Source organism: Pseudomonas sp. N-137 (genome assembly GCF_034555295.1).
Lineage (GTDB): Bacteria > Pseudomonadota > Gammaproteobacteria > Pseudomonadales > Pseudomonadaceae > Aquipseudomonas > Aquipseudomonas rhizophila.
The window spans coordinates 1-17,323 of record NZ_JAXUDQ010000006.1; the positions used below are offsets into that span (position 1 = coordinate 1).

Genomic DNA, 17,323 nt, shown 5'->3' on the forward strand with positions numbered 1-17,323 from the left:
AGGGTCGCGCCGGTGATCAGCGGCCAGAAGAACTCCCACACCGACACGTCGAAGCTGTACGGGGTCTTTTGCAGAACGCGGTCGTTCGGGCCAATCGGGAAGGCGTCCTGCATCCAGTGCAGGCGGTTCATCAAGGCGCCGTGTTCGTTCATCACGCCTTTGGGTTGGCCGGTGGAACCGGAGGTGTAGAGCACGTAGGCCAGGTCGTTGGCCTCGACGCTGATCGGCTCTCCAACTTCAGCGTTTGGCAACGCATCCAGCGTCCAGGCTTGATGTCCGGTTGGCAGGCGCGACAGCCACTGCGCTTGGGTCAAGGTGACCTTGGCATCGGCGTCTTCGATCAGGAACGCCAGGCGCGCGGCCGGTAGTTCCGGATCCAGCGGCAGCCACGCGGCGCCGGCGTGGACGATACCGAGCAAGGCCACGACCATCTCCACCGAACGCTCCATGCACAGCGGCACGATGCTGTCGGTGCCCACGCCGGCGGCGCGCAGGGCTCGGGCAACGGTTTGCGCCCGTTGATCCAGCTCGGCATAGCTCAGGCGCTGGCCGTCGAACACCAATGCCGGGGCGTTGGGGCTCAGGGCGGCTTGTTGACTGAGCGCGGTGTGCAGGTCGGGCGGGCCGCTGTAGTTGCGCTCGGTGGCGTTCCACTCGATCAGTTGGCGATGACGCTCGGCCGCTGGCAACGGTGTCCAGTCCCCGAGACGGGTCTGCGGTGCTTCGAGCATGGCTTCCAGCAGTTGTTGCCACTGCTCCAGCCAACGCCGGGCCGTGGTTTCGCTGAACAGCGCGGCGCGGTATTCCAGCAACACCGACAGCACCTCGCCGTCGTGCACTTCCCAGTTCAGGTCGTACTTGGTGGCCTGGGCGGTCACCGCCCGTTCGCGCACCTGCAACTGCGGCCAGTGAGCCGAGGACGAGTCAGCGTTCTGCATGGCGAACAGCACTTGGAACAGCGGCGTCTGGCCGAGGCTGCGCGACGGCTTCAAGTGCTCCACGACCTGGTCGAACGGCACGTCCTGATGCTGCTGGGCATCCAGCACACGGTTGCGCACCTGGCCCAGCAAACCTTCGAAATCCAGCGTCGGATCCAGATCGGCGCGCATGACCACGGTGTTGACGAAGCAGCCGATCAGCGGTTGCAGCTCGGCGAATGGACGCTGGGCCACCGGGCTGCCGACCCGTACGTCGCGCTGGTTGGCGTAGCGCCCCAAGAGCAACTGCGCCGCACCGAGCATGAGCATGTACAGCGTGGCGCCGCGTTGCTGGGCGAACTGCCGCAGGCGTGCCACCAGGGCAGACGGCAATTGCAGTTGCACTGCGCCGGCCGCTGGGGCGAGCTGGTTCGGACGGCCCTGTTCGGTCGGCAGGTCCAGCAGGTAGTCGCCGTCCTCCAGTTGGTTGCGCCAGTATTCCAGTTGGCTGCTGAACGCGGTCTGTTGACTGGGCTCGCGTTGCCAGAGGGCATAATCGGGGTATTGCAGCGCCAGCGCCGGGAGTGCCGCCGGAGTGCCCTGGCACTGGGCGGTGTAGAACTGTCGCAGTTCATCCAGCAGGTTCTGGCTGGAGGCGTCATCGGTGGCGCAGTGGTGCAGGCTGAGCAACAGCAGCGACTGGGCGCCGCCGCTGCGTTGCAGCAGTGTGGCACGCACGGGCACTTCGGCGGCGAGGTCGAAACGGCGGCCAGTTTGCGCGTGGATCGCCGCGTCGGTCAGTTGTTGCCACTGCTCGTCGCTGGCGGCCTGCAGTGGCGTGACTTGCAGGGTGATAGCGACTTGCGGTTCGACGATCAGCGCCAACTCACCGTCGCTATCGCGCACGATGCGGCTGCGCAGAATCTCGTGGCGCTGGACCACGCCGTCCAGGGCCGTTTGCAGGGCCTGGACATTGAGTTCGCCGTCCAGTTGCACGGCGCTGACCACGTTGTATTCACCACCGCCGGCGCTCAATTGTTCGAGGAACCACAAGCGTTGCTGTTCGAACGACAGCGGCAGGCGCGCCGGACGTGCCGGTGCAGCGAAGGTCGCCGCCGGGGCTTGCAGGGGATCGCCCAGCAGCGCGGCCAAGGCTTCCAGGGTCGGGTGTTCGAACACCGAGCGCAACGGTGGCACGCTGGCGAACTGTTGACGCAGGCGGGCAAACAGCGCCGCCGCCAGCAGCGAGTGGCCGCCGAGGTAGAAGAAGTGGCTGTCACGGCCGATCTGCGACGACGGCACGTTCAGCAACTCGGCCCACAGGGCGGCCAGTTGCTGTTCGGCGGCGCTGCGCGGTGGCTGCAGAGCGTCTGGCGCGGCATGGATGTCCGGGGTCGGCAAAGCCTTGCGGTTGAGTTTGCCGTTGTCGGTCAGCGGCAACTCATCGAGCAGTACGAATGCCGAGGGCACCATGTAGTCGGGCAGGGCGGCGCCAATGGCTTTGCGCCAGGCGTGAATATCGGCCTGCTGGTCGCAGGTCACGTAGGCCACCAGGCGCTTGTCGCCGGGCACGTCTTCACGGGCCAATACCACGGCCTGGCGCACGCCCGGTTGGGCGCCGATCAGGGTTTCAATTTCTCCCAGTTCGACGCGGAAGCCACGAATCTTCACTTGATGATCCATGCGTCCTAGGTATTCGAGCTGGCCGTCGGGCAGCCAGCGCACCAGATCGCCGGACTTGTACATCCGCGCGCCGGGCTGCGACGAGAACGGGTCTTCGATGAACACCTTCGCCGTCTGCTCGGCACGGTTGAGATAGCCCAGGGTCACGCCCGCACCGCCGATGTGCAGTTCCCCCGGGACGCCCACCGGCATCGGGTTGAGGAAAGCATCGAGCACGTAAGCGCGCACGTTGGCGATCGGCCGGCCAATGATCGGCCGCAGCGGGAAGTCATCCACCGCGCAACCGGTTGCATCGACCGTGCATTCGGTCGGGCCGTAGGTGTTGAAGAAGCGGCTGCCGGCAATTGACGGCAAGCGTTGCCATAGCTGCGCATCCACCGCATCGCCACCGAACAGCACGAAGCGCGGCAGGTACACCTCGCCACGACGAACGCCGTCACTTTCAAGCAAGGCCTTGAGCTGTGCGGGGGTGCACTCGAAGGCTTCCAGACGGGTGTCGCGGAAGAACCCGGCCAGGGCCTCGGGGTCGTAGCGCACGTCTTCCGGGGTCAGGTACAGGCTGTGGCCGTCGAGCAGCAGGATCAGCTCGGCCACCGAGCTGTCGAAGGCGAACGAATAGTTGAAACTGGTGCGCATCGGCTGGTCGGTGTAGCGGCGATACAAACCATGGATGCGCGCCCAGGCCAGGTTGACCACCGAGCCGTTGGTTACCAGGGTGCCCTTGGGCTTACCGGTCGAGCCGGAGGTGTACATGATGTAGGCCAGGTCTTGCGGGCCGGCGAGCGGGGCAGGGTTGCTGTCCGGCTGGTTGGCGAACAGCGCTGCGTCGCTGTCCAGGCGCAAGCGTGGCAGTTCGGCGCCCAGCTGTTCCAGCAAACCCTGCTGGCCGAGGAACAGTGCCGGCTGCGCGTCTTCAAGCATGTACGCCAGGCGATCCATCGGGTAGGTCGGGTCCAGTGGTACATAAGCGCCGCCGGACTTGAGAATGCCCAGCAGGCCGACCAGCAGTTCCAGCGAACGCTCGACACACAGCGCCACCGGGCGGTTGGCACCGACACCACAGTTGCGCAGGTAATGCGCTACCTGGTTGGCGCGCCGGTTCAGTTCGCCGTAGCTCAGGCTGCGGCCTTCGAAACACAGGGCGTCGCGTTCCGGGGTGCGCTCGGCCTGTTGTTCGAACAACTGGGCAAAGGTCAGGTGCGTCGGCACCTGCATCTCGGTGCGGTTCCACTCGACCACGGTGCGTTGCCACTCCGCGTCCATTAGCAGCGGCAAAGCGGCGACCGGGCGCTGTGGCTCGGCGAGCATGTGTTCGAGCAGATGCTCCAGGCGCGCGAGAGTCTGGCGGGCGCTGTCGGCGACGAACAGGTCGAGGGCGAACATCAGCTCCAGCTGGATCGGCGCATTGGCCGGGCACAGCACGTGCAAGTCCAAGTCGCATTCGGAGTGCCGCAGCGGCGTGTCCAGGGCTTCGAATTCCAGCCCGGGGAAGCGCAACCGCGACTCCATAGCCAGTTGCTGAGCGACCATCACCTGGTACAGCGGCGCATGGCTGAGGCTGCGTGGCAGTTGCAGGCTGTCGACCAATTGTTCGAACGGCAGGTCCTGATGCAGCAAGCCACTGCGCAGACGCTCGGCCACTTGTTTGACCAGGGCGGTGAAGTCGGCTTGCGGCTCGAAGTCCGCGCGGATCGCCAGGTTGTTCAGCAAGATGCCCAGCAGGCCTTCGGTGCCCGGTTGTTCCCGGTGGGTGACCGGGGTGCCGACCAGTACCGTGGCGTCGCCGCTCAAACGGTGCATCAGCACGGCAAAACCTGCGAACAGGACGGTGAACGGCGTGGTGCCGAGGCGACTGGCAAAGGCTTGCACTCGACCACTGAGGTCGGCGCTGAGTTCACGCTGCACGATCCCGGCGCGGTAGCTTTGCACCGATGGCCGTGGATGATCGGTGGGCAAGGCCAGCAGCGGGCTGGCGTCGCTGTCGCGACGGTCCAGGGTGGTGGTCCAGTAATCGAGTTGGCGCTTGAGTTCCGCGCCTTGCAGATGTTCGCGCTGCCAGAGGGCGAAGTCAGCGTATTGCAGTGGCAGGGCCGGCAGTTCGGCGGCGGCGCCCTTGCAACGGGCTTCATAACCCAGGGCCAGCTCGCGCAGGGCGATGGTGGCCGACCAGGCGTCCGAGACCAGGTGATGCAGGGCGATGCCGAGCACATGCTCGTCCGGCGCCAGGCGCAGCAAGCGCGCCCGCAGCAACGGAGGGCAGGTCAGGTCGAACGGTTGCTCGAAGGTGTCTTGCAAGGCATTGAACTGCGCGCCGGCGCGCGCGGTAGCGGTCAGGCTCGACAAGTCTTCGAAGGGCAGCGAGATGTCCAGCGCTGGGCTGATGCGCTGGCAGGGCACGCCGTTGTTATTGTGGATGCCGGTGCGCAGGATTTCGTGGCGCACCAGCAGGTCGTTCAGGCTGGCGTGCAGCGCCTCGATGTCGAGTTCGCCCTTGAGGTGCAGGGCGAACGGGATGTTGAACAGGGTGGTGCCCGGCGTCAGTTGCTCGATGAACCACAGGCGCTGTTGCGAGAACGACAGCGGCAGCAGCGTCGGGCGTGGCCGGGCCTGGTGCATGTTGAGCGTGCTGCTCTGCGGTGCGGCGGCCTCGGCCTGGCGGGCGCCGATGGCTTCGGCCAGCAAGGCCACGGTCGGCTGTTCGAACAACACCCGCAACGGCAGGTCGAGCTTGAATTGGGTGCGCAGGCGGGCAACGATCTGGGTCGCCAGCAGCGAATGCCCGCCGAGGGTGAAGAAGTTGTCTTCCACGCCCACTGTGTCGCGTCCCAGGACCTCGGCCCAGACAGACGCCACGCTGGTTTCCAGCGCGTTGCGCGGGGCGATGCTGTGCTGGGTGTCGGCCTGCCAGTCCAGCTCACGGGCGGCGAGGGCTTTGCGATCGACCTTGCCGTTGTTGTTCAGGGGCAGCTTGTCCAGGCAGACGAAGGCCGCCGGCACCATGTACGGCGGCAGTTGCGCGCGCAGGTGCTCGCTCAGGTCGTCGCTGCCCAGGGCCTGGTCATGGGCCGCCCAGTACGCCACCAGCCAGGCTTCGCCGAAGGTGTTTTCCCGCAGCAGGACCGCGGCTTCCCGCACGTTCGGGTGCTGCGCGAGACGGTGTTCGATTTCCGTCAGCTCGATCCGGTGCCCGCGCAGTTTGACCTGCTGGTCGCGGCGGCCGAGGTATTCGATTACCCCGTCTGCACGCCAGCGCCCCAGGTCACCGGTGCGGTACAGGCGACCTTCGAGTTGAGGATGGTCGATAAAGGCGTCAGCGGTGCGTTGCGGGTCGTGCAGATAGCCGCGGCCGACGCCGACGCCTCCGACACAAATTTCCCCGGCCACGCCAACCGGCACCGGACGCAGGGCTTCGTCCAGCACGTACAGGCGGTTATTGGCGGTCGGCTGGCCGATGGGCATGTGGCTGACTTCGGCCCCCGGTGCTTCGAAGATCGGCTGGAAGGCCACGTCGTCGGCGCATTCAGCCGGCCCGTAGGCGTTCATCAAGGCAATGTCGGGGAACCGGGCGAACCAGTCGCGGGCCACGGTCGGCGGCAGGGCTTCACCGGTGGGCAATACCCAGCGCAGGTCCGGCAGTTGCAAATCGCATGGGCACAGCGCGAGCAGGGTGCGCATCAGGCTCGGGACGATTTCCAGCACGTTCAGGCGCTCGCTGGCGAGCACTTGCAGCAGGCGTTGCGGGTCGTGGGCGACCTCATCCGGAAGAATGTGCACGGTGGCACCGAGCACCGGCGCGGCGAGGAACTGCCACACCGAAATGTCGAACGCCACCGAGGCGGTCTGGGGAATCCGGTCGGCGGCGCTGAGGCCCAGGGCCGGTACTTTGCCGAAGATGTTGTTGAGCATGCCGCGCTGTTCGATCATCACACCCTTCGGAGTGCCGGTCGAACCGGAGGTGAACAGCACGTAAGCCAGGCTGTCCGGACCGGCGAGCACCGGCAGAGGCGCGTCGTTGCCGGACGTCCAGCAGGCCTCGGCGAACAGCGCCTCGGGCGCCCGGTCGAGGCCGCTGAGCAGTTGATCGAGCAGGCCGCTGCAGGCTTCGCTCGCCACCAGCAGAGTCGCGTGGGACAGCCCGAGGATTTCCCGCAGGCGCTCGGGCGGGTGATTGACCTCAAGGGGCAGCATCGCTGCGCCCGCCTTGAACACGGCCAGCATCATGGTCAACAGCGCCAAGCCACGAGGGGCCACCAGCGCGACCAGTTGATCTGCCCCGGCACCGGCCTCGCGCAGGGCATGGGCCAGGCGCGTGGAACGCAGGTCCAGCTCGGCGTAGGTCAGCGACTCACCGGCGCAGATCGCAGCGACCTGATCACCGCGCTGGGCGACCTGGGCGGCAAACAGCTCGGCGTAGCTTTGATCCAGCGGGAATTCATGGGGGTTGAGTGCCCACTCGCCCAGCAACTGTTGGCGCTCCTCGGCGGCCAGCAGTTCGAAGCTGGCCAACGGCGCGTCGGGGGCGGCGAGCATGCTGCGCACCAGGCTGGCGATGTGGCCCAGCAGGCGCTGCACGGTGGCGGCCTCGAAACGTTCGCGGTCATACGACACGCGGATGCCCAGCTGTTCCTCCGGCAGGATCACCACGGTCAAGCCGTAGTGGGTGTGCACGCTGTGGTCCATACCTTCGAGGCTGAACTGGAAGCCGCCTTCGAGGATCTGTTCGTCGATGGGCGCGTTTTCGAATACCAGGATGCTGTCGAACAGGGTCTCGCCCCGGGGGAAATCGCTCCAGCCCTGGATGTCGGTCAACGGCGTGTGCTCGAAGTCGCGCATGTCGACGTTGAGCTTTTGCAGGTCGCCCAGCCAATTGCCGAGCGTGGCATTCGGGTCCACCGACACCCGCAGTGGCAAGGTGTTGATGAACAGGCCGATCATTTGTGCGACGCCGGTCAGGTCGGCCGGACGCCCGGCCACGGTGACGCCGAAGACCACGTCCTGTTGCCCGCTGTAGCGCGACAGCAGCAGTGACCAGACGCCCTGGAAAAACGTGTTCGGGGTGATCCGCCGATTGCGGCAGAACGCCGCCAGCGCCTGGGTTTCCTGCTCGTTCAGGTGAATCAGTTGGTCGTCCACCAGCACCGCATCGGTGTAGCGGTCGCGGGTCACGCCGTTGTCCACGGTCAGTGGTGTGGGCGCGTTTAGCCCTTGCAACTGGCCGCGCCAGAATTGCTCGGCCTTGCCCGCATCCTGGCGTTGCAGCCACTGGATGTAATCGCGAAACGGCCGAGGGCTTTTCAGCTCTGGCGTGCGGTCGTTGCACAGTGCTTCGTAGACTTTGAGGAAGTCCACGGTCACCAGGGAAATGCACCAGGCGTCCATCAGGATGTGGTGGAAGCTGCGAATGAATTCGTAGGACTCGTCAGCCAGGCGCACCAGTCGAAAGCGAATCAGCGGTGGCTTGGACAGGTTGAAGCCGACTTTTTGCTCGTCTTCCAGCAGGGTGCGGATCCGTGCTTCCTGCTCATGGGGGGCGAGCCCGCGCAAATCGAGGGTGTCCAGCGGTACCTTGACCTGACGATGGATCACCTGCACCGGTTGCTTCTGGCTTTTCCACTGGAAACTGGCGCGCAGGGAAGGGTGCAGCGCTACCACCTGGCGCCACGATTCGAGGAACGCGCCTTCATCGATGGCCCCGCCGATGCGGTAGCGATCCTGCATCAGGTACACACCGGAGTCTTCGTGCAGCAGGGAGTGGAACAGCATCCCTTGTTGCAGCGGCGACAGCGGGTAAATGTCTTCGATCGGGTTACCGGTGGTTTTTTCGCTGGTCATTGAAAGGATCCTGCGTAAATAGGGGCGACGGTGATGGCGTGGTGACGAGAAGAACCGTTCACAGGTCGGCCTCGTCCAGTTCGGCCATCAGCGCTTGCATTTCGTCATCGGACAGGCCCGAGGCGCTGAATTCGGTGCTGTCGGCTTGCGGCTCGGCGGCGCTCGGATCCAGCGGTTGCGCGACCTCGGCCATGGCTGCGACGGTCTGGCGTTCGAAGACTTGCTTGGCCGACAGCGCGATGCCTTGCTCATGGGCCTGGGCCACCACTTGCAGGCTCAGGATCGAGTCGCCGCCGATGGCGAAGAAATTGTCGGTGACGCTCACCGTCGAGAGTTTCAAGACCTTGGCGACGATGGCTTGCAGGGTGGTTTCCATGGCGTTGCGCGGCGCCACGTGGGCGCTTTCGTCGAGCTGCTCCGGGTCGGGCAACTGGCGGGTGTCGAGCTTGCCGTTGGGCGTGCGCGGAAAGCTCGCCAGGGTCAGCACCAGGGCCGGCACCATGTACGACGGCAGACGCTCGCCGAGGAAACGCTTGATCGCCTCCGAGTCCGGTGCGTAGCCGTGGGCGGCCAGGATATAGGCGAGCAGGCGCTTGCCGGCGGCATGTTCCTGGACGATCACCGCGGCTTCGCGCACGTCGCTGTGGCTGCACAATTGGCGTTCGATTTCGCCCAGTTCGATGCGGTAGCCGCGCACCTTGACCTGATGGTCCTTGCGCCCCAGGAATGCCAGGCGCCCGTCGGCCAGCCAGCACGCCAGGTCGCCGGTGCGGTAGGCGCGAGTGCCGTCGGCCAGGGTAACGAAAGCCTTGGCGGTTTCTTCGGGTTTGTGGCGATAACCGCGGGCCAGGGTGGGGCCGGCGAGGACGATTTCACCCGGTTCGCCGATGCCGCAAGCCGTGTCGAATTCATTCAGCAGGCGCAGGTCCATGCCGGCGATCGGACGGCCGATGCTGACGTTCCGGCTTGGGTCCAACACCTCATAGGTGGCCCAGACGGTGGCCTCAGTGGGACCGTATTCGTTCACCAGATGTGCGCGTGGCAGGGTCTTGCTGTGTTGCGCGATCAGCGATGGTGGGCAAGCCTCACCCGCGACGATCCAGCAGGCGAGGCTGTCGGTTCCCCCGCTGCGCTGCAATTGATCGAGCAGGGCTTGGTACAGCGACGGCAGCGACAGGCCGTGGCTGACCTGGTGCTGGGCAATCAACTGCGCCAGGCGGGCCATCTCCAGCTCTTCGCCTGGGGCGGGCAATACCAGGCGTCCGCCTTGGGCCAGGGTCCAGAAAATCCCGGCGACCGAACTGTCGAAGGCAAACGACGACAACAACAGGTAGGCGCGCACCGGAGTCTCATAGGCCGCCATGCGCACTTGGGTCGAGAAACTCAAGGCGCCGTGGCTGATTTCCACGGCTTTCGGCGCACCGGTAGAGCCGGAGGTGTAGATCAGGTAAGCGAGGTCGTCGGCGTCCGGCAAGGGCAGCGCCGGACAGTCGCCGAGGTCCTGTGTTGTCAGCTCATCCAGCACGAAGCGTTGCAGGTTGGCCGGCACGCTGTCAGCCAGTTCGGCGCTGACCACGATGTGGGCGATGGCGCTGTCGGCGAGCATGTAGGCGCGGCGGTCGGCCGGGTAGGTCGGATCGACGGGCACGTAGGCGCCACCGGCTTTCAAGACCGCGAGCATGGCGACAATGGCCGCGTTACTGCGGGCGAACAGGATGCCGACGGGCACCCCTGGACCGATGCCGGCGGCGACCAGTTGATGGGCCAGTTGCGTGGCGCAGGCGTCGAGGCGGCTGTAGCTCAGGTCACCGTCCTGGTCGCTGAGGGCGATGGCGTTCGGTTGTTGGCGAACCTGACGGGCAATCAATTCCACCAGCGTCACCGGTTCGATGGAGGGTGCGCTCGCGCCGGCACCGATCAACTGCGATTGCAGCGCGCCACCCAGGGGCAATTGGGCCCAGCCCCGTTGCGGTTCGGCCAGGGCGCCGTGCAGCAGGTGCAGCCATTGTTCGGCGAGGCAGCCCACAGCGTCGGCGCTGAGGACATGGCGGTCGTAGACAACCTGCGCGTGCAGGCTGTCGGGCAACTGGCGGACGTTCAGGCAAGCCTTCAACGGGTTCATGACCGCACTGGCGTGGCGCTCCCGGGCATCGCCGGAGCGCCAGGCAAAAGCGTATCCGGCGTGGTGGTCGCCGGTGTAATAGTCTTGCCAGCCAATCAGCCGTTCCAGGGTGGCGGCCACTTGCGTGCTTTGCTCCAGCAGAGTCGCCTGGTCATCCAGTTCGATGCTCACGGGCAGGCACTGCTCGAACAGGCCCAAGGTGTTTTCCAGTTCCGCGCCGCGACTTTCATGGATCAGAGTGACTGGCACCTGTTGCTGGCCGGCCAGCCGTCCCAGGACCGCTGCCCATGCCGCCAGCAGCAGTTCCGGGGTCAGGGCCGGGTGACGGGCGAGGTCGGCCGGCAGCGTCAGCTCCAGTCGGGTCGGCGCAAATCCACCATCGAGGGGCGATTCCAGCGGCAGCTGCAAGGTGGCCTGTTCGGTGTCGCCCGCAGGTTTCCAGAAGCTCACGCCCGGATGATCCGGTGCGTCTTCCACCAGGCTCCAGCGCCATTCGGCGTAATCGGCGTACTGCAGGGTTTCGGACAGGTCCGTGGCAGTGTCTTGCAGCAATGCAGCGGCCAGCCATTTCAGGCTGGCGAGGTCGAAGTGGCTGCTGGCCGCCGCGAGGTCCAGCACGCCTTGCTCATCGGACAGGCGCACCAGGGTCACCCACAGCGGGGTTGTCCAGTCACGGGGCTGGGTGGCGAGCTGAGCGAGCGCGGCGTCCTGATCGGCGCGGCTGTGCTGGCGCAGGTCCTGGAGGTTCACCGCCAGTGAGCCGGCTTCGTCAATCACCTGCACCGGGTGGCGCAGGCCTGGCACGGGCATCAGGCGTGTGCGCAGGATTTCGCTGCCGGCCATTAGTGCCTGCAGGCGGTTGTTCAGTGCATCGACGTCCAGCGGTTGTGACAGCGACCATTGCAAATGACAGCTGAACGGGTGCTGCGCTGCGCCGTGGGTGTGGGGGTAAACCGATGCCTGTTGCGGGGAAATACGAAAACCTTGAAGTCCGCTCATGTTCATCTCGACTGGAAAAGGGCTTGAGCCTGGATCACCGCACAGACGTCGGGGCTTGCTGGACTCGTGTCAGGCAAGCCGCCTGCGAACGGCGGGTGGACCCGTTGAATGTCAGACGGCAACGTCGCTCGACAGCAGGGCTTCAGCCATGCCGGTCATGATGGCGCGCTTGCCGGTAAAGGGTTCGCGACCGTGCACGGCGAGCATGTTGTCGATGAACAACACGTCCCCTTGCTGCCAACTGAAGCGCACCAGCGAGTCGAGGTAGGCCGCGCGTAGCGATTCCAGGACTTGCGGCTCGATCGGTTCGCCATCGCCGTAAAAGGTGTTGGTGGGCAGGTCGAGGTCGTTGAAGTTGCTTTGCAGCGAATCGCGGATTCGCTCGGGCAGGGTGCTGATGTGGAAGAACGTGGCGTGGTTGAACCAGACCTCTTCGCCGGTGCGCGGGTGGCGCACCACGGCCGGCCCGCGTTGGCGGGTGCGCAGGCGATTGTTGTCTTTCCATTCCACTTCGATGCCGACGCTGGCGCAGTAGGCTTCCACTTCGCGGCGGTCTTCGGACTGGAACACGCTCTGCCACGGCAGGCCGAAACCGTCGCCGTAGTTGCGAACGTACAGCACGCCTTTTTCCCGGAACCGCGCTTCGATCTGCGGGCTGATCCTGGCCTTTACGGCGCGGGTCGAGCCGATCGGTGTTTCACCGCCGGTCTCGGACGGCAGTTGGCAGTAGAAGAACAACCGCAGCGGGAAGCGCGGCGAGTAGGAGTGCTCGTTGTGGGGGAAAATCATCTGGTCGGCCGGGTAGTCGGTCGAGGTGTAGATGTTGCCGCCGACCCGTGTCCGGGGTGACGCGCGGAACATGTATTCCAGCGCTCCGGGGGAGAGGGCGGCGATCACCTGGTCGAACTGCTCGACAGACGCGACGTTGAAGCCGCGAAACAGCAGGGCGCCGTACTGCAGCAGTTTCTTTTCCAGCGACTCGCGTTCCCGGGCGGCCCAGGCGATCAGGTCAACGCCGCTGACCGCCGGTTCGATCACCAGGGGCAGCGCGTGGTCCGGGCTGAGCAGGCGCTCGGTGACCAACTGTTGTTCCGAGACGTTCATGGCTTTGCGACGCACGGCGCCAAGGGCACGTGGCGATGGGGGCACGATAGACATAACGGCATCCGACTCGGTTAAAGGGACAAGGAGCGACGTTTGGCTTGCATCATCTGGCTACGACCGGCCAGCGCCTGGGACTGCTGTCGCTCCCGGGTAAAGGCCTGATCCCAGCTGTCGATGCGCTCGGCCAGTGCCGGCAACGGCTCGTCCAGCAGGCTGTGCATCTGCTCCAGCAGGCGCGTCCACAGGTGTTGCAGGCGCAAGGCACGGTCCCGGTCGAAGTATTCGCCGCGATACTTGAGGGTCGCGGCGAGGCCTTCGTCGCCGTGCACCAGGTCGAGCACCAGGTGGAAATCCCCCGGTGCCTGGGCTACGTCCAGCGCGGACAACTGCGCGCCAGCGATGGCGGTCGGGGTCACCCGTGACGGTTGATAGTTGAGCTTGACCTGGAACAGCGGCGAGTGACCGGGGCGGCGCTGCGGCGCGAGTGCCGAGACCACCAGATCAAAAGGCAGGCCTTGATGGGCATAGGCCAGGCGCGACTCATCGCGAACCTGCTCAAGGAAACCGGCCAGGGTCGCTGCGCCGCGCAAGTCACAGCGCAGGGTCAACTGGTTGACGAAGAAACCGATGACGTCGTTGTGCTCTGCCAGCGGTCGGCCGCTGACGTCGGTGCCCAACAGGAACTGCGGCTGGCCGCCCAGTTGTTTGAGGACCAGTTGGTAGCTGGCCAGCAACAACATGAACAACGTCATGCCTTGTTCACGGGCCAGCGCTGCCAAGCGCTCACAGCCGGTCTGCGGCACGTTGAAGTCCAGGCTGTATTCGCCCGGGGCCTGGCCGCTGCCACCCAGTTCCAACGTTTGCGGCATGCCGGCCAGGTGTTCGCGCCAGAAGCCTTGCTCGGTGGCGATTCGCTGTTCGCTCCAGTGCAGGGCTTCCCATTGGGCGAAAGCCAGGTATTGCCCCGGCAGCGCGGCGTCCGCCGAACCCGCCAGTTCTGCCAACAATATTTGCGCCGAGCGTCCGTCGAAGGCGATGTGGTGCAGCGTCAACAGTAGGTCATGCTGTTGGTCATGGCGGCTGAGCAACTGCGCTCGCAGCACTGGGCCGGCTTGCAGATCGACCGGGGTGGCGTGTTCTTGGGCCAGGCGTTCGTCCAACGTCTGCTGTTGCTGCGCTTGGTTCTGCTCACGCACATCATGATGGACCAGCGCCACAGCCGTGGCCGGCAACACCTGTTGTTGCGGGCCATCGACACTGTCGCGGTACACCGTGCGCAACACGCCGTGACGCTCGACCAGCGTGTTCAGTCGCAGGGCCAACGTCTCGATGTCCAGCGGACCTTGCAGGCGCAGGTGCAGTACCAGGTTGTGGCGGGTGTCATCCGGGTTCAGTTGGCGCAGGAACCACAAGCGACGCTGGGCGAACGACTGATGCCCCTGACTGGGGTTGGTCTGCTCGGTGGGAGCATCGGCCGTTGGCGTTGGATCATTGAGGAAAGCGTGCAGGTCCAGCGCCCATTGCCCCAGGGTGGTTTCCCCGAACAGGCTTTGGGTATCGAGGTTCCAACCCAGGTCCCTGTGCAGGCGCGCGGCAAAGTCGGCCACGCCGATGGAATCCAGGCCCTGGCCGATCAGGCTGAGGTCGAAGTCGGCGGAAAAATACGGATTGACCGCGTGCAGCGTCTGTTCCAGCCATTGGCGGCAGGCGGCTTGGGCCTGTTGCGACGTTTCGGTCGCCAGGCTCTTGAGCTGGGCAAGGTCAAGGGGCTCGTCGTTCGAGGCCAGCGTTCCACCGCTCTGGGCGATGATGCTCAACGTGCCGGCGGCCAGTTGTTTGCGCGCACCTTGACGGGCGATCTTGCCGCTGGTGGTCATCGGGATGGTGCCGGCTTGCACCAGCACAATCTGGTCGATGCCGCAGTCGGCGGCTTCGCGCACAGCGTTTTGCATCGACGCGAACAGCGCCGGATGATGCGCCGGGTCGACGAACTTGCGCTGCGGCTCGGCGACGATCACTAGTTTCTCGCGGCCCAGTGCCGGGTCCATTTGCGCGAAGGCGGCGATGCGTCCGGTACGGATGCCCGGCTCGGCGTCGGTAATGGCGAATTCGATGTCGTGGGGGTAAAGGTTGCGCCCATTGAGAATCAACAGGTCCTTGAGCCGCCCGCAGATCACCACCTGGCCTTCGTGCATGAAGCCCAGGTCGCCGGAGCGCAGGTAATGTTCCGATGAGCCGACTATCCGTGCCTCAAAGGCTTCACGAGTGGCCTCGGGATTCTTCCAGTAGGATTCGGCGTTGCTCGGACCCTTGAGCCAGACTTCGCCGATGCGATTGGCGGCGCAGCGCTCGAAGGTGTGCGGGTCGACGATGGCGATGCTGTGCAAGGCTTGCGGATAACCGCAGGCGACGAACTCCACCGCGGCGGCATCGGCAGCGGCCAGGGCCACGCGACCGCTCTCCAGCACGGCTTTGTCCAGGCGCAGCACCACCGGCAGCGCATCGGCCGGCGTGGCGCTGACGCACAGCGTTGCTTCGGCCTGGCCATAACCGGGGCTGATGGCCAACGGGTTCAGGCCGCAGGCGGCAAAACGCTGGGCGAAGGCTTCCAGGGTGCCGGGATGGATCGGCTCTGCGCCGTTGATGGCGTGTTTCCAGTTGCTCAGGTCCAGCTGTGCGATCAGGTTGTCGCTGACCACGCGGTTGCACAGGGCATAGGCGAAGTTGGGGGCGAAGCTGGCGGTGGCCCGGTAGCGACTCAATGCCTGCAGCCAGGTCGACGGCGCATTGACGAAGGTCTGGGAAGCCATCAGGTAGCACGGCATGCCGCTGTAGAGCGGAGCCAGCATGCCGCCGATCAGGCCCATGTCGTGATACAGCGGCAGCCAGTTGACCATGGCGCCGTGCTCGTCGAAATCGTACGCCTGGCGCATCAGTTCGACGTTGGCGATCAGGTTGCGCTGACGCACCTCGACGCCTTTTGGCGAGCCGGTCGAGCCTGAGGTGTATTGCAGGAAGGCTACGGTCGAACCGTCGATAGCCGGGCGTTGCCACTGGCTGGTCGGTGGTGTGCCCAGGTGCTGGACGGTCAGCACCTCGACGCGGCCCTCCACCAGTTCCTGCAGGCTTTCGCAATGATCCGCCGGTGCCAGAATCAGCGCCGGCTCGGCATCCACTACCACGTTGCGGACGCGGTCGAGGTGGCGCGGTTTGCGCGACGGTGGCGGAAACAACGGCACGGCAATCAGGCCCGCATATAGGCAGGCACAGAAGGCGCGGGCGTAGTCGAGGCTGCTGGGCAGCATCAACAGCACGCGATCACCCGGCGCATAACGCGCTTGCAGCGCGGCCGCCAGGGACTGGGACTGCTCGTGCAGTTGGGCAAAGGTCAGGGTTTCGCCGATGTTTACACCGTCCGGCAAGAAATGCAGGGCAGCACGCTGAGGGAAGTGCTGGGCGTTGGCTTCCAGCACCTCGATCCAATGTTTGAATGAAAACATGTGCAATTCACGCCATGGCCACGATGACTTTGCGGTCACCGGTGAAAGGATTGCGACCGTGTGCCACCAGTCGGTTGTCGAGCATCAGGATATCGCCCGGTTGCCAGGGGAAGCTGATGGCAGTCTCGCGGTAAACCTCGCGCACGGTGTCGAGCATGTCGTCGGCAATGGCCGAGCCGTCGCCGAAATAGACATGGCGCGGCAGGTTCTCTTCACCCACCGCTGCCAGCAGGCTGGCGCGTACGCTCGGTTCGATGGCCGAGACATGGAACAGGTGCGCCTGGTTGAACCAGACCCATTCACCGGTATCGGGATGCTGCTGCACGGCGGCGCAACGCTGGCGGGTGCGCAGGTCGCCATCGGCTTTCCATTCCCACTCGATGTCATTGTCCCGGCAGTAGCGTTCGACCTGGGCACGGTCCTGGGTGTTGAAGACTTTTTCCCAAGGCAGGTCCAGGGCGCCGCTGTAGTTGCGTACGTAGAGCAACTCGCGGCTGGCGAACAGCTCGCGGATCTCGGCGGGCATGCGCTGGTAGATCAGGCGGCTGTCGGCAATCGGGGTCTCGCCGCCGGTTTCACTGGCCTTGATGCAGTGAAACCAGATGCGCGAAGGCCAAGGGCGGGTGTAGGCCTGCTCGTTGTGCAAGGGTATGAATTGATGGGCCGGGTATTCCGTGGAGCTATAGACCCCGGCGAAGACCTTGCTGCGTGGCGTGGAGCCGAATTCGTAACTGGCCAGCGGTGTACCGAAGCTGGCGGCGAAGCGCTTGAAATCGATGGGCGTGGCGACGGTGAAACCGCGAAACAACACGCCGCCAACCGTGGTCAGGGCATGAGCCAGGCGGTCGCGAATCGAGGCGTCCAGATCGTGGATCGACTGTCCCGATGCCCCCTGCACCAGCAGGGGTAGCGACTGGGCGCTTGCATCCGTGGGCGCCATGGAAAAAAGCTCGGAACGCCCGTTCAGGTGTTCGATTGAGGTCATCCTTGTACATCCTCTTTTGTCTTCTTCGACCAGTCACAAGACCTTGAAAGCAGGGCAGCGGTCGGTTGTGTAGGACTCGTCTGTAATGTATTCAGATCAATACAAGACGTCATACTAGGTACAAATGAGATAGATTATCAATACTATTTATTTAATTTTTTTTTTGGATTAGACTCCGCTC

The 17,323-nt window shown here is 64.9% G+C and carries 5 protein-coding genes; all 5 read right to left on the reverse strand.

Annotation, left to right across the window (positions count from 1 at the left end):
- Positions 1 to 8,432 (reverse strand): non-ribosomal peptide synthetase (locus T3A99_RS02375; protein WP_322833897.1); only part of this gene is annotated, 8,432 nt, incomplete at its 3' end.
- A gap of 58 nt (positions 8,433 to 8,490) precedes the next feature.
- Positions 8,491 to 11,553: an amino acid adenylation domain-containing protein gene (locus tag T3A99_RS02380; protein WP_322833898.1), complete on the reverse strand. Its 3,063-nt coding sequence runs from the start codon at positions 11,551 to 11,553 to the stop codon at positions 8,491 to 8,493.
- Positions 11,554 to 11,664: 111 nt separating this feature from the next.
- The gene (locus tag T3A99_RS02385) at positions 11,665 to 12,711 is read right to left on the reverse strand and encodes a TauD/TfdA family dioxygenase (protein WP_076384134.1); all 1,047 of its coding nucleotides are present in this window, start codon (positions 12,709 to 12,711) and stop codon (positions 11,665 to 11,667) included.
- 17 nt (positions 12,712 to 12,728) lie between these two features.
- On the reverse strand, positions 12,729 to 16,157 hold the full coding sequence (locus tag T3A99_RS02390) for a condensation domain-containing protein (protein WP_274090195.1): 3,429 nt from the start codon (positions 16,155 to 16,157) through the stop codon (positions 12,729 to 12,731).
- A gap of 7 nt (positions 16,158 to 16,164) precedes the next feature.
- Complete coding sequence (locus T3A99_RS02395; protein ID WP_080962841.1) at positions 16,165 to 17,142, reverse strand: TauD/TfdA family dioxygenase; 978 nt, start codon at positions 17,140 to 17,142, stop codon at positions 16,165 to 16,167.
- Positions 17,143 to 17,323 lie beyond the last annotated feature (181 nt).